We start from the raw sequence: 19558 nt of genomic DNA, 5'->3' as shown, positions 1-19558 counted from the left end.
GCAATTTGGAGAGGCCAGACCGCCTTTAATCCGGAGCAACTATTGCCGAAAGTCGCTTGACGCAAAACATAGAACCTAACACAACCCTTGATACGCCGTTGCTTCGTTGGGGACGCCTAGTCGGGGGCGCCGAGCCGGGGGCGCCGAGCCGGGGGCGCGCAGCCTTGTCGTACGTCTGTTGCCTGTGGCTCGGCCTGACGTGGTCCGGCCTGACGCGGCCCGGCGCCACGTCTCAACCGCAAATCTGTGATTTGCTGGGCTGCGTTCAGCGACTCTAAATAGAATTTCCATTGATATAGATAAACGCGAGGACAATAATTAATATTCCGCATGTATCTCGAACTAAATATTTTGATGTTTATCAAAAATAAATCATGAAAATTCTACCTGCAATAAATTGGAGAGCTGTAGCGTGTCTGATCGGTATTGGTCGGTAGGGTGTGTTGAGTGAATTTGCATTGATGGCATTCTATAAATTATAAAAACAATGCATTCAATGCGATTTAATTAATTTTTTAAAGATTAATCTAGGTGATTGAAAAATATGAAAATTCCTTGGGAAAATTTTCATTAATTTTATTTTTGAGATGCAGAGAATGTGAAATATCTTGAACTGAAGATTCGATACTTGCTAACTTGATTTGTTAATCGCAATAATTTTAAATAATCGATTATTGATCGGTGATGTAGATTAATTGTTTAATTAAACTAATTAAGACGCGAATGCAAGCAATTGAAGATCAAATGGGACGCTGTGCCTCTATTGGATATATGCCATATCTGCGTGATGCCCTCAGTCCCGAGTCGGAGTGCGTAATTGTTGGTGGGACTCTGAGGCGCGATTTGCCATCCGGGCTTGTGATGGGCTCAGTTGGTCAAGCAGGCGTTCGATTCCCTCGATCGATTGCCCGTCGTGTCTTTCTTGCCGCGCGCTGATATGACTGAAGATAAAAACGCGAGGCGAAGCCGCCTCTACGGGCCCACGCCCCGGCAATTGGCATACTTCAAGGAAGTGGCGAGCCACCTCAATTTCAGAAGTGCAGCCGCTGTTCTGTCGCTGAGCCAGCCGGCGCTCACATCTGCGATCCAGGAGCTGGAATCTGTCGTTGGGGCCAAGTTGTTTGACCGCGGTACCCGATCCGTGCAGTTGACAGCTTCTGGCAAGGCCATTCGGCCACAGATCGAGTGGATGCTGAGCAACTATCTGCTGGGTGTGCAGGGCATCGAGCAGATGCTGCAACGAGGCGAAGACATGGTGCGCATTGCCTATGTACCTGCCGCTGCACAGCTGGCGGCCTTGTCGATCATGCAGTGGCAGCGGGCTCGACCCATGGCCATGCTCCACTGGACCGATATGAGCGATGACCTGTTGGCGACGGCCGTGGAGAACGGAGAGGTCGATATCGGACTTGGACTGGGCTTTACTGCGTCAGAGGCGCTGGAGACGCAGCTGATTGCGCAAGAGCAGATCGTGGCCATTGTTAGCGTGCGTCATCCACTGGCGAAGGCGCAGCCCCTGCAATGGATAGAGCTGCGGGATCATCCTTTGGTGATGCTGTCACACAATAACCATCAGCAGATGATCATGCACTCGATGGAGCAAAGCGACGCGGACACTGCCTTCGTCAAATCGGTGTCCCATATCGAATCGCTGTACGCCATGGTGGAGACAGGCATGTTCGTAGGGCTGGTGTCCAGTCTGTATGAAGCCAGCTATCTGGCCAGAGGGTTTGTGACTCTCAAGGCGCAATCGCCTGCACTGTCCCGATATGTGAGCCTGGCGACGCGCAAATGCCCGCCCGGAACGCGCCGGCCCATTGTGCAGGATTGCTGGGAATACCTGTGCATGCACATGAAGAAGGTGGCGTAGAACCTCGCAATTGCTGGAGGCGTTGAGGTGCGGGAACTCCGCAATCCTGAGCGTATTCGCCGCCGCTTCCGCTTTTTTTCCACTGTGCGGTGTGGCCCGCAGATACCGCAATGCATTGCTGGGCTCATCGGATAGCTCAGCAATGAGCTTGGCAATGGTGCGTACACCCCATGGGAACGCGGCCCCCTTCTTCGATCAGGGCGGCGCGCTCCTCACTAGGATCATGCGGTCAGGCGCTCCAGTGCTTCGCGGTATTTGGCTGCAGTCTTTTCAATCACTTCCTGAGGCAGGCGAGGGGCAGGTGCGGTCTTGTCCCAGGGTTTGCCGTTCACCTTGGCCTGCTCCAGCCAGTCGCGCACAAACTGCTTGTCATAGCTGGGGGGGTTGGTGCCGTGGGCCAGTGCATCGGCATAGCCTTCCACGGGCCAGTAGCGAGAGCTGTCGGGCGTCAGTACTTCGTCCATCAACACCAGCTTGCCGTTTTCGTCCAGGCCGAACTCGAATTTGGTGTCGGCAATGATCATGCCCTTTTCCAGGGCGATCGCTGCTGCCTTCTTGTAGATGGCGATGCTCAGGTCGCGGATCTGGGCGGCCAGTTCGGGGCCCACGATTTCGACGGTACGCTCAAAGGTGATGTTTTCGTCGTGCTCACCTGCCTCAGCCTTGGCTGCGGGCGTGTAGATGGGTTCGGGCAATTTGGCGGAGTTGACCAGGCCAGGGGGCAGCTGGACGCCGCATACCGCTTGCGATTCCTGGTACTCCTTCCAGCCGCTGCCAGCCAGGTAGCCGCGCACGACGGCTTCAATCGGCACGGGTTTCAAGCGCTTGACCAGCATGGAGCGGTGGGTGACCTGCGCCACTTCATCGGGCTGCACGACGGATTCTGGCGCATCTCCCGTCAGATGGTTGGGGCAGATGTCGCCCAGTTTATCGAACCAGTACAGCGCCATTTGCGTCAGCAACGCGCCCTTGCCAGGGATCGGCTCTCCCATGATCACGTCAAACGCGGAGAGCCGGTCAGATGCGACCATGAGGATGCGGTCGCTGCCGACAGCGTAGTTGTCGCGCACCTTGCCGCGGGCCAACAGGGGCAGGGAGTGGAGCTTGGAGGTATGCAATGCAGAAGGTACGGACTGGGTCATGGTGATGCAAAACAATGGACGGGCACCCGCCGCGCGCATGGCAGGCGCGCAGGCTCGCTGCGGAGGGCAAGCTCGGAATTGTAGTCGCCATGCCTCGCCAGGCTTGGTCTGCGCGGCCTATGTCTGCTTTCGCGGTGCAGTATTGGTTTACCGATTGGTAAAACACGTAGGGGCCTACGTGCGGCCGCATGTTGCCTTGCCGTGCACCGCAAAATGGCAATTCGCCGCAGCGCGCCACTGCACAGGGCATTCGGGCTGCAAATTTGGGAGCGGTGCGCAGTATTTGTAACAAAACGAGCGCGCTTGCTTGTCAGCAAACAGCAAGAATCCTACTTCGATGGGTTGTCATAGGCTTGCAATTTTGTAGGTCAGGGCGCATCATGGTTTCTACGCATGCATGTGTTTCCCCCTTTGGGTGGCTTGGGTTGCTGGCAATCTGAGGCACTTTTCTCGATTTGCAGAAGGAGACTTATTCATGAACCTGACGATCAGCGGACACCATTTGGAGGTGTCCCCGGCGCTGCGCGAATATGTAACAGCAAAGCTGGCCCGCATTACGCGGCACTTTGACCAGGTGGTGGATGCCAAGGTTTTACTTTCGGTGGAAAAGCAGAAGGAAAAGGAGAAACGGCAGCGTGTAGTGTGCAATCTGCGGGTGAAGGGCGATGAACTGTGTGTGCAGTGCTCCCACCATGATCTGTATGCTGCGGTAGATGCTTTGGTGGATCGGCTTGACCGCATGGTGGGCCGCCACAAGCAACGTGTTCAATCTCACTACAGCGATGCTTTGCGGCAAGCAATGGCGTAAACCCTCGGCTTTTGCAGAGGAAAAAAGGAATCTGTCTGAGTACTGACCGATAATACGTGCAGCAACACCTGCATCAAGGTGTTGCTGCGTTCGTTTGATCACGCTCCTGGTTGCCTGCCTTATTGCCGCACTTCACTATGAACTGTCTTGCCTCTATCTTGCCCCCAGCTCAAGTGCTAGTGAGCGTGGATGTCACCAGTAAAAAACGCGCGTTTGAAGAAGCCGGTCTGCTGTTTGAAAGCTTGCATGGACTCTCGCGTGCATTGGTCACCGACAGTCTGTTTGCGCGTGAACGCCTGGGCTCCACCGGTTTGGGTCATGGCGTTGCCATTCCTCACGGTCGCATCAAGGGACTCAAGTCGCCGATGGCAGCAGTGTTTCAGCTGGAGCGGCCCATTGGCTTCGATGCCCCTGACGAGCAACCCGTCCATCTGCTGATTTTTCTGTTGGTACCCGAAGCGGCGACCCAGCAGCATCTTGAAATCCTGGGCGAAATCGCCGAGCTGCTCTCCAACGCCAGCTTGCGTGAGCAGATGAAAACCACCACCAACGCCGAGCAATTGCACCAGTTGATTGCCTCCTGGCAATCGTCGGCCCATTCGTCGACGACCGCGCACGCGTAAGCGCGCATTCAGCGGGCGCTTTTCGCCCATCTGTCATTCAGTACCAAAGCGCACCCTGGGTGCGCTTTGTATTGGTGTTGTGGCTTTTCCTGCTACGCTTTCAATCTGCAATATGAGCGGGCGGCGTGCCCGTCGCCTTGCACACAGGTTTTGAAAGGGCAGTACGGTGAAACCCAATGTCGTCAGCGCTGATGTGTTGTTTGAGGAGTTCCGCTCTTCGCTCCGGTGGGAGTGGCTGGCGGGGCTGGGCGCGTCCGAGCGGCGCTTTGACGAAGTGGCCGTGCGCAGCGCGCGCTCCAGCGCCGATCTGGTTGGTTACCTGAACTACATCCATCCGTACCGTGCCCAGGTGCTGGGAGAGCGAGAAATCGCCTATCTCACCAATTCCACCACCGAAGACTGCCGCCGCCGCATTGCGCGCATCGTCACGCTGGAGCCGCCGGTTCTGGTACTGGCCGATGGACAGGGCGCGCCCGATGAGCTGTTGTCCATGTGCGAGCGTGCGCACATTCCGATGTTTGCAACCAAGGAGTCCGCGGCGTTCGTGATTGACGTGCTGCGCGCCTACTTGTCCAAGCATTTTGCCGACCGCGCCACCATGCATGGTGTGTTCATGGACATTCTGGGCATGGGCGTGCTGATTACGGGCGAATCGGGCCTGGGCAAGAGCGAGCTCGGACTGGAGCTGATCACGCGCGGCAATGGCCTGGTGGCCGATGACGCGGTGGATCTGTACCGCATCAACCAGACCACGATCGAGGGCAAGTGCCCGGATCTGCTGCAGAACCTGCTGGAAGTGCGGGGCATCGGCCTTCTGGATATCCGTGCCATTTTTGGCGAGACCGCTGTGCGCCGCAAGATGCGGCTCAAGCTCATCGTGCATCTGGTGCGCAAGGAGACCATGGAGCGCGATTACGAGCGCCTGCCCTCGGCGCCGCTGACCCAGGATGTACTGGGCATTCCAGTGATGAAGGTGGTGATCCAGGTGGTGGCGGGCCGCAATATCGCCGTGCTGGTGGAGGCGGCCGTGCGCAACACCATCCTGCAATTGCGCGGGATCGATACCTACCAGGAGTTTGTGGACCGGCACCGCAAGGCAATGGCAAGCGGACGCGAGTTGTAGGCCTTTCGCAGTCTGGCCTGCATTACACCAGCCGCAAATCCTTGACCACGGCCTGCGGAAACACCTGTTGCACCTGCGCGGGCGTCAGGCCATACATGCGTGCAAACAGTCCGCCCAGCACACTGCGGTATTCATTGAGTACCGGATAGTCGCGGTTCTGGAACAGATTCGCTTCGCTCACCTCCATCTGCTCGCCCACGATACGGCCGCCAGCCTGTGCGGAAAGGCTGCCGCCCAGCAGCCAGTACGCGGTGCCGTGGCCATGGTCTGTGCCCTTGTTGCCGTTTTCGCGGAAGGTGCGGCCAAATTCACTGATCACCGCCACCACGGTGTGGCGCCAGGGCTCTGGCCCTATCTCCTGTGCGAAAGCGGCCAGGCCGCGGCCCAGGTCATCCAGCCGGTTGGCCAGGTTGCCGCTGGCGCCTCCCTGGTTCACATGCGTGTCCCAGCCACCCACGTCGATGAAACCCAGATCGAACTGATCGCGCATCAGGGTGGCCATGCGTTGCGCCACGAGGCTGAAGCCCCTGGCGCTGATGGCATCGCGCCCGGCTTTGTCCATTTCTTCCTGCATGCCGCGCAGCACGGCATCGCGCACCGCAAAGCCTTCATTCACGGCGGGCGCCAGCGGCGTGCCGGCATACATGGCGGCAATGGTGCGGCTGCGGTTGGCATCGACACTGCCTTTGCCAATATCTGCCAGGGCCGTATTGGCGATGCGCGCAGGCCCGCGCATGCACAGCGGCAGTTGCGCGGTGAATGCCATCGGAGTCATGGGCGCAGTGCCGCTGCGCCCTTGCAATAGCTGGGCCAGGCGGTTCATGAAGCCGGTGCGAAGGCTCTGGTGTGCATCCAGTGGTTGGCCCAGTTCGATAGAGTCCTGGGTTTCGAAATGGCTGCGCGAGAGGTCATCGGTGCCTGCAAATGGCACAAAGCAGGCCTGCCTGCTCTGAAAGAGCGGCAGGATGCTGCCTTCCATGGCCGGGTGCAAGCCCCAGCGCGCATCCAGCGGCAGTGCGCCATTGGCTTCACCCGGGCGCGCGATGGCAATCGTGGGGCGCGCGGCGTAGTAAAAATCGCTGTGCGTGGGCACCAACAGGCTGTTGCTGTCGTAGGCGCCGCGCAAGAACACCAGCAGAAACCGCGGGGTGTCGCTGCGCGGTGCAGCGGCGCGCGCACGCGCCAGGCTGAACGCAAGCGGCACGCTGGCTGCAGCGGAGAGAAAGTGGCGTCTTTGCATGCGTACCTCGTCAGCGAACCATCATTTCGGGGGCGGAGAGAAAGTAGGTGTTCCAGTCTTGCACATTGCGCGCTTGCGCGAGCGCGGCACGTGTTGCAGCGCTCCAGTGGGCCACGCGGGCCTGGGCCGTGGTCCGCTGCGCCAGGTCGGGGTAGGGCGGCTGCTCAAGCGGCGCCTTGGGGTCGGTGCGGAAAACGACTGCACTGCGTGTTGCAATCTGCCGGGCCACGTCAAAACGCGCGGCCATCTGGCCGGAGCTGGCCCAGTCCGACTGTGATACGGGATAGCCGTCCGGCGTTTCGTGGCCGTACAGGGGCTGGCCCAGGCGGTTGATCCAGCCGATCACCGGGCGCACGTCGCTGGCCACGCGCTCGTCATACCCCAGGCGCACGGCACCCAGCACGTAATGCATCGGATCCTTGAAGCGCTGGCCTTGCTGTTCCAGGGCCTGTGGCGCCGTGAGCAGGCTGCGCAAGGTGGCAGCGATATCGCCGTGGCTGCTGGTAAAGGCGGCTGCAGTGCGTTGCACCAGGGCTGGTGGCGGGTTGTCGCTGATGAAGAACACTGCCAACTTATGGGCAATGAATTGCGCGGTGGCAGGCGATGCGACGATGCGCTCCAGCGCCTCATCGACTGCAGCCAAGCCTTTGGCGCGAAGCGGCTGCCCTAAGAAGACTTGTGGCGCATAGTCGTGCCGGTTGGGGTTGAACTCGAAAAAGCCCTGGCGGCGGTAGTCGGCCTGCAGCGCGGGCGCCATCCGGGGTGGCGGCGCATCGGCGTCGCGGGTGCTGAAGCCTACCCCCGTCAGCACATGCGCCATGGCCTGCACATCGGCCTGGGTATAGCCGCTGCCCACGCCCATGGTGTGCAGCTCCAGCAGCTCGCGGGCGTAGTTTTCGTTGATGTGGCCTTTGGCGTTGCTGGCGTTGTCCAGGTACAGCAGCATGGCGGGGTGGCGCATGCTGGCTTCCAGCAGGGAGCGGAAGTTCCCCAGCGCATTGGGGCGGATGGCTTGCTCCTCGTAGTCGCCAATCCATAGCCGGGTTTCGCCCTTGCGGGTGCTGACGTTGAAATGATTCATCCAGAACCAGGTCATTTGTTCCTGCAGCTGGGCTGGCGAGTACAGGGCGCGCAGTACCTGGCGTTGCTGGGCCTGGGCAGCGAGCTGGTTCAGATGGCGCTGTACTTCCTGGCGCAGGCGGGTGCTTTCGCCTTCGTCAGCTGCGTTGCGTACGGCGAGGCGTTGCGAGGCCACATCGCGCTGGATATCGGCCATGCTGCGCTGGCTGATTTCCAGCGCTGCAATGCGTTGCTGCGCATCGGCAGGCAAGGCTGGTTGTTGAGGCGCCAGTTGCTCGTTCAGCCAACGGTGCAGGCCCAGGCGCTGCAGGCGCTGATCGGCACTGTCGCTGGCGCCCCAGGTCACGCGGTCGAGCCACTGCAGGCGTTGGGCGGCGCTCAGCGGCGCATCAGGCACCACCGCCTGGCCACTGACTGCGCCAGGGTGTGGGGGCTGATGAGAGGCGCAACCAGTGAGCCACAGGGCGCTGGCCAAGGCGGCGGCGCTGAAGGAGAGCATTCGGTAGATGCGCATGGGAAAGGATCCTGCTGCAGAGATGCCATGGTGCCTTGCCCCTGTCGCGCTGCTGTAAAGCTATGTATGCAAAACGTAAAAAAGCGAAGCGTTTTGGGCGCTTCGCTTCGGGTTGGGCAGGGGGCGAAAAGGAGCCTGCTTACTTGGCCTTGGTGGCGCAGTCCGCGCATTGGCCGTAGAGGGCCATCGAATGGTCGTGCACCACCCAGCCCTTGCTCTTGGCAATGGACTGCTGGCGCTTTTCGATCTCGGCGTCGTAGAACTCTTCGACCTTGCCGCAGCTGGTGCAGACGAAATGGTCGTGGTGCTGGCCTTCGTTCAGTTCGTAGACGGCCTTGCCGCTTTCAAAGTTGCTGCGAATCAAGATGCCCGCCTGCTCGAACTGGGTGAGCACGCGGTACACGGTGGCCAAGCCGATGTCGGAGCGCTCTTCCAGCAGCACGCGGAACACGTCTTCTGCAGTCATATGGCGTTGGGAGCCGTTCTGGAAGATGTCCAGGATCTTGAGGCGTGGCAGGGTTGCCTTGAGGCCGGTGCTTTTGAGTTCGTCGATGTTCTTCATAACAAGGTCTTTCAAGTTTGCCCGCGCAGGATGCGGGCTTCTGGAGAAGGCCCGGAGACCAGCCGCTACAATGGCCGATCATATCGCTATGTCTATAACCATGCCTGAATTTGTTCGTTCCGGCGTCCGCATGGCGGCGCTGCTCGCCTTGGGCGCCAGTGTTGCCGCCTGCGGCTCATTCAATGAGGCCAGCCGCAAGTTTGCCGACTCCATCACGCCCTACAAGGTGGAGGTGGTGCAAGGCAATGTGATCACCAAGGAGCAGGTGGACGCCCTGCAAAAGGGCATGAGCCGCCAGCAAGTCAGAGACATGCTGGGCACGCCACTGCTGACCAGCGTGTTCCACGCCAACCGCTGGGATTACGTCTTCACCATCAAGCGCAAGGGTGTGCCGGAGCAGGAGAGGCGCTTTACCGTCTTCTTTGATGATTCGGGCCTGGAACGCTACGAAGGCGACGAGATGCCGAGCGAGCAGGAGTTTGTTGCATCGGTCACCACTTCGATCAAGAACCCCAAGGTGCCGCGCCTTGAGGCAACGCCTGAAGAGCTGGCCAAGTACCAGAAGGACGAGGCCAAGCCCGCCGAGGCAGAACCCGCCCCTGCCACAAACACCAACAACGCTACGGCACCTGATAGTTACCCGCCGCTCGAATCCGCACCGCGTTGATGCAACTGTTTTGATAGCTGCTGGCGCTTGCAGGGCGGGCGTTGGTGGGCAAAAATTATTGATAATCAGGCGATGGGGCGGGCAGGCCGCCCGCGCCACAGGAACCGTTTCATGACTGCCACCGCTACCGCCACTTCCGCGCCATCTGCCATCCGCGTTGCCATTGCTGGCGCCAGCGGCCGCATGGGCCACATGCTGATCGACGCCGTGCTGGCCAGCCCCGACCTGCGTCTGACTGGCGCGCTGGATGCTGCGGGCAACCCCAGCCTGGGCACCGATGCAGGTGCTTTTTTGGGCAAGCCCACCGGGGTTGTCGTGACGGCCGATGTGGGTCAGGCGCTCGCCAATGCCGATGTGCTGATCGACTTCACCCGCCCCGAGGGTACGCTGGCCCATCTGGCCGTGGCAGCTGAAAAAGGCGTGGGCGTGGTCATCGGCACCACCGGTTTCAGCGACGCGCAGAAAGCGCAGATTGCCCAGGCGGCTGAGAAGACGGCCGTCGTTTTCTCTCCGAACATGAGCGTGGGCGTCAATGTCACCTTCAAGTTGCTTGAGATGGCAGCCAAGGCGCTGCAGGATGGCGGCTATGACATCGAAATCATCGAAGCGCACCACAAGCACAAGGTGGATGCGCCTTCCGGTACGGCACTGAAGATGGGCGAGGTGATTGCCGCCGCCCAGGGCACCAAGCTGGCCGACCGCGCAGTGTATGAGCGCTATGGCGACACCGGCGCGCGCGTGGACGGCAGCATTGGTTTTGCCACTGTGCGCGGCGGCGATATCGTGGGCGACCATACCGTGCTGTTTGCAGGCGATGGCGAGCGCATCGAAATCGCCCACAAATCCAGCAGCCGTGCGGGCTACGCCAAGGGCAGCCTGCGTGCGGCGCGCTATCTGGCACAGCACAAGCGCGGCCTGCACAGCATGTACGACGTGCTGGGCCTGAATTCATAAGCCTGCGGGGAGCGGCACATGACAACATGGCAATGGCTTTCGCAAGCGGACGGCGTGGCCCGGGGCACGGCCGTGGTGCTGCTCATCATGTCGGTTGCCAGCTGGGTGCTCATTCTCTACAAGGCCTGGTGGCTGTCGCGCGCCCAGCGCGATACCGCACGCGCCACCAGCGCATTCTGGCAGGCCAGCAGTTGGGAGCAGGCGCGCACCCAATTGCCGGGTTTTGACCGCGCAGCGCTCATCACGCCTGCGGTGGATGCCATTGAAAACATTGTTGGCGGTATTCCCGCTGCGCAGCACAGCCTGGCGGTGGCCAGTGGCGCGCTGGTGCAAACCACGCGCCTGCTGCGCGAGGTGCTGCAATCGGCCAGCCACCGCCTGCAATGGGGGCAGACGGTGCTGGCCACCATTGGTGCCACGGCCCCCTTTGTTGGTTTGCTGGGCACGGTCTGGGGCATTCACCACGCGCTGGCTGCATTGGCCGGGGCCGATCATGTGAGCCTGGAGCAATTGGCTGGCCCGGTGGGCGAAGCACTGGTGATGACGGCCGCAGGCCTTGCCGTGGCGCTGCCCGCCGTGCTGGCCTACAACCTGCTGGGCCGCAAGGTGGCGCAGGTAGAAGAGCAGCTCGAAGGTTTTGCCCACGACATGCAAACCTGGGCTTTGCAACAGGTGGCGCAGCCCAATGCGGCCGTAGCGCCTATCCCTACACCGCAAACGGCTATGGATTACATAGCGAACGTGGGCAGCCGCTGACGCGGCGCGGGCACAGCCATGGCATTTGGACGCTTCAGCAAACCCGCGAGTCACCCGCCCATCAGCGCGATCAATGTGACGCCGCTGGTCGATGTGATGCTCGTGCTGCTGGTGATCTTCATCATGGCAGCGCCCCTGCTGGCGGCCTCCATCCGGCTGGATCTGCCCAAGGCCGCCAGTGCGACCGCCGACAACCCCCCCGCAGCCATCGCCGTGCAGATGAACGCGAAAGGCGAATTGTTTGCCGATGGCAAGGCGACCGACCTGGCGGCCCTCAGGCTGCTGCTCAAGCAGCAGGCCGAACGTAATCCGCAGACCGAGGTGCAGCTGTCCATTGACCGGAGCCTGCCATATGCACGTGCGGTGGAGCTGATGGACGCCGCGCAATCCGCAGGCCTCACCCGCATGGGCTTTGTGGCGCAGCCGGCAGCAGCTTCGCCCGCCGTGCACGGCCGCTGATATTCTTGTTCGCGCAGGCAGCACCTGCATCGCCTGCCGGTATCGGTAATCGATACTTGCCTGCGCTATGTGCGGGCGATGGATGGCATTGGCTACAGTGCTGCTGCATGATCGATGCGTCCCCAAACGAGGAGTAGTGATGGATTCAAGCCTCTACCAAGCAGCCGCGCAGGCCGCACCCGGCGACGGCAAGGCTGCCCGGCTGTATGCGTTGGCGGTATCGCCCGGTGCGCCACAGGCCCTGGCCCGGCGTGTGCGCTGGGGTTTGATGCTGGTGGCTGCGCTGCTGCTGGCCAGCGGGCTGATCTTCTGGGTGGCTGCCAACTGGCAGGGGCAGTCCCGCCTGTTCAAGCTGGGCCTGATCGAGGGGGCACTGGCGCTGTCGGTGCTGGCAGCCTGTGTCTGGCCGCGGGCCAGGGTGCCAGCGCTTCTGTGTGCCACTTTGGCGCTGGGCGGGCTCTTGGCGTATGTGGGCCAGACGTACCAGACCGGCGCAGATGCCTGGCAGCTGTTTGCCGTGTGGGCGGCGCTGTCGCTGATCTGGGTAGGCCTTGCGCGCAGCGATGTGCTCTGGACGGTGTGGGTGCTGGTGCTGGCCACTGGCGTCGTCACCTGGTCGGGCAGGGTGGATATATGGAACGTGTTCTTTCTGGATCAGGAGTACCTGCCACAGCTGCTGCTGCGCATGGCGCTGTGGCTGGGCCTGGCTCTGGTGCCTGTGGCGGTGTCACTGGTTCCGCGGTTGCGGGTGCGTGGAGGCATGGCCTGGTGGTCGCACCGCACGGCACTGGGTCTGGCGCTGGCTGCCTGGACAGGCATGGGCGTGGTTCAGGTATTCGGGTTTGGTGCCAAGCACACCGCGCTGGGTTGGGTGCTGGCTGCCGCGCTGGTGGCAGCCGTCTTGCTGGTGTCGCTGTATGGCCGGTTTCAGGACTTTGTGGCCGTCAGTCTCGCGGCGCTGGCCGCCAATGTGCTGGTGCTGGCACTGGTGGCGCGCTGGCTGGCGAACGGCAGTGATCTGGAGGCCTTGCTGGTGTTTGGCTTCATCGCCTTGGTTTGCCTGGGTGGCTCGGTGCGGGGCCTCATTGCAGTGCAGCAGCGCATGCGCGCTTTGCCTGCGGCAGAACGGGAGGTGGTGTGATGGCTGGTTTGCGATCTTCATCCGCATGGTGGGCGGCAGCCCGCCAGCAAGGTCTTGTGCACAGCGATGCGCCCATTGACGATACCCACGAGCCAGGTCCGCTGCTGATTGGCCTAGCCATGCTGGGGGCGCTGGTCTGCCTGCTGCCGCTCGGTATCTTTTTTGCGCTGGGATTGGGTGAGCGCTTTCTGCTGGGCCCTGGCGGCCTGGTGACGGGTACGCTGGCGTTGGCCGTTGGCGGCTGGCTGTTGCGCGGCTACACGCAGGCCTTTGTCAATTGCGTGGCTCTGGTCCTGTGGGCACTGGGGGGTGGGCTGCTGGTTTTCAATCTGGGCGATTCGCTGTTCGATTCGCGCTCCGGAGCGCTTTTGCTGTGCGCCCTTGCGGCTGGCTGGGCCATCGGTGGGGCCTGGCTGGCGCAGGCGCGCTGGATCCAATCGGTCATGGGCGTGTGCTGGGCGGTGGCTGCGTATGCATTTCTCAGCATCTTGGAGAGTTTTGTGCCGGTGCTGTGGAGTCTCCAGGCGGGCAGTCTGTTGCTGGCGGCCCTGTGGTGGTGGTGGCTGCGTGCCGAGCCCACGCGGCTGGCACAGCCGCATCAGTGGTGGTCGCATCCGCGCTGGGCGGCGTTTGCCGATGCTGCCGTGGTGGGCGTGCTGGGCTCTGCTCTGTGGGGTTTTGGCCGCTGGTGGTGGCTGACCAGTTGGGCTGGTGTCTCAGATGCGGATGCGCCGGGTTGGGGTGATGTGGTCACAAGCGCGTGGATATTGGGCCGGGGCATTGCCGTAGCTGCGACCTTGCTGGCCACAGTGCTGCTGGTGCAAACCTGGAAGTCGCGCGGCGTGGCGGAAGCCCCGAACCGTGCAGAGGGTGCGGACGCTTCTGGCGGCCGGTTGCAGGCCCTGTTGTACCTGGCGGGCGCGCTGCTGGCTGCGGCTGCCTGGTTCAGCACCAGCCTGGCTGTTGTGGCGCTGGTGGCCGCCGGCGCGCTGCTGGGTGCGCGCTGGCGCATTGCCGTGCTGTGCGCAGTCATTGCGCTGTTTCTGCTGGGCCAGTTTTACTACTACCTGGGCTGGCCCCTGGCCGTCAAAGGTTTGGGGCTGGCGGTGCTGGGGGCTGCATTGCTGCTGGGCCTGTGGCTGTTGCGCCGGGCAACGGTCACAGTGCAGGCAAACCAGGGCGCGGTGGGGGGCGAGCCATCCGCCAGGGGCCAGTTGGCATGGCTGCTGGTGGGGGCGGTGCTGGTGTTTGGCCTGGTGAACTGGGATGTGCGTGGCAAGGAGCAGGTGATTGCCCACGGCCAACGCATTCTGGTGCCGCTGGTGCCGGTCGATCCACGTTCGTTGATGCAGGGCGATTACATGGCTCTCAACTTTTCGCTGCCGCAAGAGGTGAGCGAGGGCCTGGAAAACGTGCTGGCCCCCGTGCAGCGGGTGCGTGCGAGTGTGGATGCACAAGGCGTTGCCACGGTGCTTGCTCTGGCAGGAGATGGTGCGCAGCCTGGGCCGGGCGAGGTGATTCTGCCACTCAAGCAGCTCAAGGGCCGCTGGGGGCTGGTGACGGATGCCTACTTCTTCCCCGAAGGGCAGGGCGCGCATTTTGCACCCGCCAAGTTTGGCGATTTTCGTGTGCTGCCCGATGGCCGTGCCTTGCTGGTGGGGCTGGCCGACAGCGAAGGCCGCGTGATGGAGCCACTGCCGGTGCGCTCCATCTGGGAGCTTGCTCCGGCTTCAAACCGCACTGAATCCACGGAGGCCGAACTGGTGGAGGCCCCCGTCACTACGGATGCCGAGCCCGCCGCCGTGCCAGAGGTGAAATAGCGGGCCTGCCGGGTTTGCTCGGAACTCAGCTGTCCAAGGCCCGCACTTCGTTCAGGCGCAGCGCGATCTTCACGTCGGAGCCTGATGGGTACTGGAAGGCGCGCAGACCGAATTCCGGCAGGATGGCCATCAGGTGGTCGAAGATGTCGCCCTGGATGGCTTCATATTCCTGCCAGGCCGTGGTGTCGGTGAAGGCATATACCTCCAGCGGCGTGCCTTCGGCCGTGGCCTCCATCATCCGGGCCATCAAGGTCATGTCCTTTCTGAGCCTGGGGTGCGCGCGCAGGTACTGGTTGACATAGGCCCGGTAGGTACCGATGTTGGTGAGCTGGCGCAGGTTGACCACTTCATCGGCCATGTCCGGTGCCTGGGTGGAAAAATCACGGTTGTAGGCGGTGATTTCCTCCACCTTGCTATGCAGGTAGGGCGCCAGCAGCTGGATGCGGCCAAGCTCCCCGATCTCGGTTTCGGAGAGGAAGCGGATGCTTTCCGTATCGATACGCAGGCTGCGCTTGATGCGGCGGCCGCCGGATTCGGACATGCCACGCCAGTTCTTGAAGCTGTCGCTCATCAGCCGCCATGTGGGGATGGTGGTGATGGTGTTGTCCCAGTTGCGGATCTTAACGGTGTTGAGCGCCATGTCCACCACCGCGCCGTCTGCGCCCACCTGGTCCATCTGCAGCCAGTCGCCTACCCGCAGCATGTCGTTGCCGGCCAGTTGTACCCCGGCGGTAAAGGAGAGGATCGTGTCCTTGAACACCAGCATCAGCACTGCAGACATGGCGCCCAGGCCGCTGAGCAGGATGAGGGGCGAGCGGTCGATGAGCACGGCCACCATCACGATGCCCGCCACCAGCGTGATGAGCAGCTTGCCCAGCTGCACATAGCTCTTGATGGAGCGCGTGTTCTGGTCGGTGTGCAGCCGGTCTTCGTTGCGCTGCTGCACACCATCGAGCACGGCCATCAGCAGGCGCGCCACTTGCAGCACGGTCACTGCAATGGCGACATTGCGCACCACGGTGGACACCATCAATGGCAAATGCGCTACCGCGCCGATGCCGGTCTGGATGACCAGCGATGGCACAACCTGTGCAGCCTGGGTGAGCACGCGGTCGTCCAGCAATGTGCGCAGCCATGCCGTGGCCTGCGGCGCCGCGCGCAGGCGCGATGCTGTTTTCAGCAGCCCAAACCGCACCACCGCGCGCAGCACATAGGCCACCACCACCAGGGCAGCAAGGCCCGCTGCGGTCTGCATCCAGGGGTCGAGGTCGTTGATGGCATCCCAAGTCACAGGCAAGAATCCTTTCCGGCGCGGTTTTGCGGCCAGTTATCAAAAGAGGAGCGGCAGGCGCAGCCGTGGCGCGTGCCAGCGATGTATCTGTAGGGCATTTTTGCACGCAGTCCCAAAACCGCATGGCGGGCTGCGGCACTAGCAGCACACGGGGCTATGGCGATGCGCCTACAATCTTTGCCCAATTGTTGGCCCATTGAATCCCCGATGGGCATGGCCCCGCAAACGCTGTGGGCAGCCGCTTGTTCCAGACCCGTTCCATGCAAGAGAAATACAACCATTCCGACGTTGAAGCCGCAGCGCAGAGCCAGTGGCAAGCCCAAGATGCTTACCGTGTGAGCGAAGACGCAGGCAAGAAGAAGTTCTACGCTTGTTCCATGCTGCCCTACCCCAGCGGCAAACTGCACATGGGCCACGTGCGCAACTACACCATCAACGACATGCTCACGCGCCAGTTGCGCATGCAGGGCTACAACGTCTTGATGCCTATGGGCTGGGATGCGTTCGGTCTGCCGGCCGAGAACGCCGCCATCAAGAACAAGGTCCCGCCTGCGCAGTGGACGTACGACAACATCGCCTACATGAAAAAGCAGATGCAGGCGATGGGTCTGGCCATCGACTGGAGCCGCGAAGTGGCTACCTGCGATCCGGATTACTACAAGTGGAACCAGTGGCTGTTCCTCAAGATGTTGGAAAAAGGCGTGGCCTACCGCAAGACCCAGACCGTGAACTGGGACCCGGTGGACCAGACCGTGCTTGCCAATGAGCAAGTGATCGACGGCCGTGGCTGGCGCACCGGTGCGCTGGTGGAAAAGCGCGAAATCCCTGGCTACTACCTGGCGATCACCGATTACGCGCAGGAGTTGCTCGACCACGTGCAGATGGGCAACCCCAAGGCGACCCTGACCGGCTGGCCTGACAAGGTGCGCCTGATGCAGGAAAACTGGATCGGCAAGAGCGCTGGCGTGCGCTTTGCGTTCACGCATGATGTGAAGGGCGCTGATAGCGCGCTGATCGGTGACGGCAAGATGTACGTCTTCACCACCCGTGCCGACACCATCATGGGCGTCACCTTCTGCGCCGTGGCGCCCGAGCACCCCCTGGCTTTGCACGCTGCGGCTGGCAAGCCCGAGCTGGCTGCCTTCATCGAAGAATGCAAGAAGGGTGGCACGACCGAGGCGGAGCTGGCCGTCAAGGAAAAGGAAGGCAAGCCCACGGGCCTGTTCGTCACCCACCCCATCACCGGCGCACAGGTCGAGGTGTGGATTGGCAACTATGTGCTGATGAGCTATGGCGATGGCGCCGTGATGGGCGTACCCGCCCACGACGAGCGCGACTTCGCGTTTGCCAACAAATACGGCCTGCCGATTCAGCAGGTGGTGGCTGTGGAAGGCGAAGGCCCCTACGACAGCAAGCAGTGGCACGACTGGTATGGCGACAAGGAGCGCGGCGTTCTCATCCACTCCGGCGCATTTGACGGGCTCCATTACAAAGACGGCGTACAAGCCGTGGCCAAGGCGCTCGAAGCCAAGGGCCTGGGCGAGCTCAAGACCACCTGGCGCCTGCGCGACTGGGGCATCAGCCGCCAGCGCTACTGGGGCACCCCCATCCCGATCATCCACTGCGAAGACTGCGGCCCGCAGCCCGTGCCCGAGAAGGACCTGCCGGTTGTGCTGCCGCAAGACCTGGTGCCCGATGGCTCCGGCAACCCGCTGATCAAGAGCGAAGCCTTCCACGCGGGCGTGGTCTGCCCCTGCTGTGGCAAGAGCGCCCGCCGCGAGACCGACACCATGGACACCTTCGTGGATTCGTCCTGGTACTTCATGCGCTATTGCGACGCAAAGAACAGCGAGCACATGGTCGCTGAAGGCGCTGATTACTGGATGCCGATGGACCAGTACATCGGTGGCATTGAACACGCCATCCTGCACCTGCTGTACGCGCGCTTCTGGACCAAGGTGATGCGTGACCTGGGCCTGGTAAAGGTGGACGAGCCTTTCACCAAGCTGCTCACGCAAGGCATGGTGCTCAACCACATCTACAGCCGCCGCACCGCCAAGGGTGGCAAGGAATACTTCTGGCCCAAGGATGTGGAACAGGTGTTTGACGACGCTGGCAAGGTGGTGGGCGCCCAGCTCAAGGTGGCTGTTGAAAGCGCCGACGGCCTGTTGCCCGTGGGCACCGCCATCGATTACGAAGGCGTGGGCACCATGTCCAAGTCTAAGAACAACGGTGTCGATCCGCAGGATTTGATCGAAAAATACGGTGCCGATACCGCGCGCCTGTACACCATGTTCACCGCGCCACCCGAGCTGACGCTGGAGTGGAACGAATCGGCTGTCGAAGGCAGCTACCGCTTCCTGCGCCGCGTGTACAACTTCGGTGTCAAGCTGAATGCGCCTGAATTTGTCGCTGTTCGCGCCAATGCCTTGGGCGCCGATGGCCTCAAAGGCGTCCAATTCAGCAAGGAAGCCAAGGCGCTGCGCCTGGAAATCCATACTGTGCTCAAGCAGGTGGAATACGACTACTCGCGCATGCAGTACAACACCGTCGTCTCCGGTGCGATGAAGATGATCAACGCGCTGGAAGACTTCAAGGCCCTGGATGGCCAGGGCGGCCGCGAAGCTGCTGTCGAAGGCTTTGGCATTCTGCTGCGCGCGCTGTACCCCGCCACGCCCCACCTCACGCAGGTGTTGTGGAATGCGCTGGGCTACGACAAAGCCATGGGCGGGTTGCTGGATGCGGCCTGGCCGCAAGTCGATCCGCAGGCGCTGGTGCAGGACGAAATCCAGCTGATGCTGCAGGTCAATGGCAAGCTGCGCGGCTCCATCGTGGTGGCTGCCGGCGCCGACAAGGCCACCATTGAAGCTGCCGCACTGGCCCATGAAGAGTTCCAGAAGATCGCTGCGGGCACTGTGCCCAAAAAGATCATCGTGGTGCCGGGCCGCCTGGTGAACGTGGTAGTCTAAGCGCATGAATAGACGCACGCTGCTCACTGCCCTTGCAAGCGCGCCGCTTCTGGCGGCATGCGGCTTCAAGCTGCGCGGATCGGTCGATTTCGCCTTCAAATCGCTGTATTTGAACGGTGCGGCCAATTCGCCCTTCCTCAAGGAACTGCAGCGCCACCTGGAAGGTGCGGGCTCGCTCAAGGTTTTGCGCGATCCTACCGAGGCATTGCAGGCCGATGCCATCTACGACGATCTCGGCCAGCGCCGTGAGCGGGTGGTGGTGTCGCGCAATGCGGCGGGTGAAGTGCGAGAACTGCAGATTCGTCTGTTCACGCGCTTTCGGGTGCGCGACCAGAAGGGCGGCTACTACGTGACCGAGGCAGAGCTGATGCAATACCGCGAGATCAGCTACGTCGAGACCTATGCGCTGTCCAAGGCCAACGAGGAAGAGATGCTGTTCCGCGACATGCAGACCGATCTGGTGCAGCAGATCGTGCGGCGCCTGTCCATCGTCAAGACAGTCACCACCACGGATTGATGGCGCTGTATCATGGTACTGA

Annotated in this window: 17 protein-coding genes; 12 read left to right on the top strand and 5 right to left on the bottom strand. The window is 61.7% G+C overall.

Annotated elements, in window-relative coordinates; genetic code table 11:
* Positions 1-937: 937 nt before the first annotated feature.
* Positions 938-1870: a LysR family transcriptional regulator gene (locus tag HNP33_RS18880; protein ID WP_184711285.1), complete on the top strand. Its 933-nt coding sequence runs from the start codon at positions 938-940 to the stop codon at positions 1868-1870.
* A gap of 221 nt (positions 1871-2091) precedes the next feature.
* On the opposite strand, the gene HNP33_RS18875 is transcribed toward HNP33_RS18880, so the two are convergent.
* Complete coding sequence (locus tag HNP33_RS18875; RefSeq protein WP_184711287.1) at positions 2092-3012, bottom strand: phosphoribosylaminoimidazolesuccinocarboxamide synthase; 921 nt, start codon at positions 3010-3012, stop codon at positions 2092-2094.
* Between the two features lie 475 nt (positions 3013-3487).
* On the opposite strand from HNP33_RS18875, the gene hpf reads away from it, so the two are divergent.
* The 3 genes from hpf to hprK all read left to right on the top strand — a co-directional run bounded on the left by hpf (position 3488) and on the right by hprK (position 5566).
* A complete protein-coding gene (gene hpf / locus HNP33_RS18870; RefSeq protein WP_184711289.1) occupies positions 3488-3820 on the top strand; it encodes a ribosome hibernation-promoting factor, HPF/YfiA family in 333 nt (110 codons plus the stop codon).
* Positions 3821-3957: 137 nt separating this feature from the next.
* Entirely contained in the window at positions 3958-4443 is a 486-nt protein-coding gene (locus tag HNP33_RS18865) for a PTS sugar transporter subunit IIA (protein WP_184711291.1), read from the top strand.
* 166 nt (positions 4444-4609) lie between these two features.
* Positions 4610-5566 (top strand): HPr(Ser) kinase/phosphatase, encoded by a 957-nt coding sequence (hprK, locus tag HNP33_RS18860; protein ID WP_184711293.1) that lies wholly within the window; start codon positions 4610-4612, stop codon positions 5564-5566.
* 22 nt (positions 5567-5588) lie between these two features.
* Here the strand turns inward: hprK and HNP33_RS18855 are convergent, their stop codons facing one another.
* The 3 genes from HNP33_RS18855 to fur all read right to left on the bottom strand — a co-directional run bounded on the left by HNP33_RS18855 (position 5589) and on the right by fur (position 8962).
* On the bottom strand, positions 5589-6806 hold the full coding sequence (locus tag HNP33_RS18855) for a DUF1501 domain-containing protein (RefSeq protein WP_184711295.1): 1218 nt from the start codon (positions 6804-6806) through the stop codon (positions 5589-5591).
* 10 nt (positions 6807-6816) lie between these two features.
* Positions 6817-8400: a DUF1800 domain-containing protein gene (locus tag HNP33_RS18850; protein WP_233464605.1), complete on the bottom strand. Its 1584-nt coding sequence runs from the start codon at positions 8398-8400 to the stop codon at positions 6817-6819.
* A 139-nt stretch (positions 8401-8539) separates the two neighbouring features.
* The gene (fur, locus tag HNP33_RS18845) at positions 8540-8962 is read right to left on the bottom strand and encodes a ferric iron uptake transcriptional regulator (RefSeq protein WP_184711297.1); all 423 of its coding nucleotides are present in this window, start codon (positions 8960-8962) and stop codon (positions 8540-8542) included.
* A 100-nt stretch (positions 8963-9062) separates the two neighbouring features.
* Here fur and HNP33_RS18840 point away from each other — a divergent pair, with 100 nt between their 5' ends.
* From HNP33_RS18840 to HNP33_RS18815, 6 genes are all read left to right on the top strand, one after another.
* Complete coding sequence (locus HNP33_RS18840) at positions 9063-9629, top strand: outer membrane protein assembly factor BamE (protein ID WP_184711299.1); 567 nt, start codon at positions 9063-9065, stop codon at positions 9627-9629.
* 111 nt (positions 9630-9740) lie between these two features.
* The gene (gene dapB, locus HNP33_RS18835; protein WP_184711301.1) at positions 9741-10583 is read left to right on the top strand and encodes a 4-hydroxy-tetrahydrodipicolinate reductase; all 843 of its coding nucleotides are present in this window, start codon (positions 9741-9743) and stop codon (positions 10581-10583) included.
* Between the two features lie 18 nt (positions 10584-10601).
* A complete protein-coding gene (locus HNP33_RS18830; protein WP_184711303.1) occupies positions 10602-11339 on the top strand; it encodes a MotA/TolQ/ExbB proton channel family protein in 738 nt (245 codons plus the stop codon).
* 18 nt (positions 11340-11357) lie between these two features.
* A complete protein-coding gene (locus HNP33_RS18825) occupies positions 11358-11798 on the top strand; it encodes an ExbD/TolR family protein (RefSeq protein WP_184711305.1) in 441 nt (146 codons plus the stop codon).
* A 139-nt stretch (positions 11799-11937) separates the two neighbouring features.
* Positions 11938-12939, top strand: a complete 1002-nt coding sequence (locus HNP33_RS18820; protein ID WP_184711306.1) for a DUF2157 domain-containing protein — start codon at positions 11938-11940, stop codon at positions 12937-12939.
* A complete protein-coding gene (locus tag HNP33_RS18815) occupies positions 12939-14759 on the top strand; it encodes a GDYXXLXY domain-containing protein (RefSeq protein ID WP_184711308.1) in 1821 nt (606 codons plus the stop codon). The genes HNP33_RS18820 and HNP33_RS18815 overlap by 1 nt, the downstream gene beginning before the upstream one ends.
* Positions 14760-14784: 25 nt before the next feature.
* Here HNP33_RS18815 and HNP33_RS18810 read toward each other — a convergent pair whose 3' ends face one another.
* Complete coding sequence (locus HNP33_RS18810) at positions 14785-16014, bottom strand: mechanosensitive ion channel domain-containing protein (RefSeq protein WP_184711345.1); 1230 nt, start codon at positions 16012-16014, stop codon at positions 14785-14787.
* A 296-nt stretch (positions 16015-16310) separates the two neighbouring features.
* Between HNP33_RS18810 and leuS the strand changes: the two genes are divergently transcribed.
* Positions 16311-19019, top strand: coding sequence for a leucine--tRNA ligase (leuS, locus tag HNP33_RS18805; protein WP_184711310.1), 2709 nt, complete (start codon positions 16311-16313; stop codon positions 19017-19019).
* Between the two features lie 4 nt (positions 19020-19023).
* A complete protein-coding gene (gene lptE / locus HNP33_RS18800; RefSeq protein ID WP_184711312.1) occupies positions 19024-19536 on the top strand; it encodes an LPS assembly lipoprotein LptE in 513 nt (170 codons plus the stop codon).
* Positions 19537-19558: the final 22 nt, after the last annotated feature.

The sequence above is a fragment of the Comamonas odontotermitis genome (assembly GCF_014207855.1).
GTDB lineage: Bacteria > Pseudomonadota > Gammaproteobacteria > Burkholderiales > Burkholderiaceae_C > Comamonas > Comamonas odontotermitis_A.
This window is presented reverse-complemented; position numbering and strand designations above follow the sequence as displayed.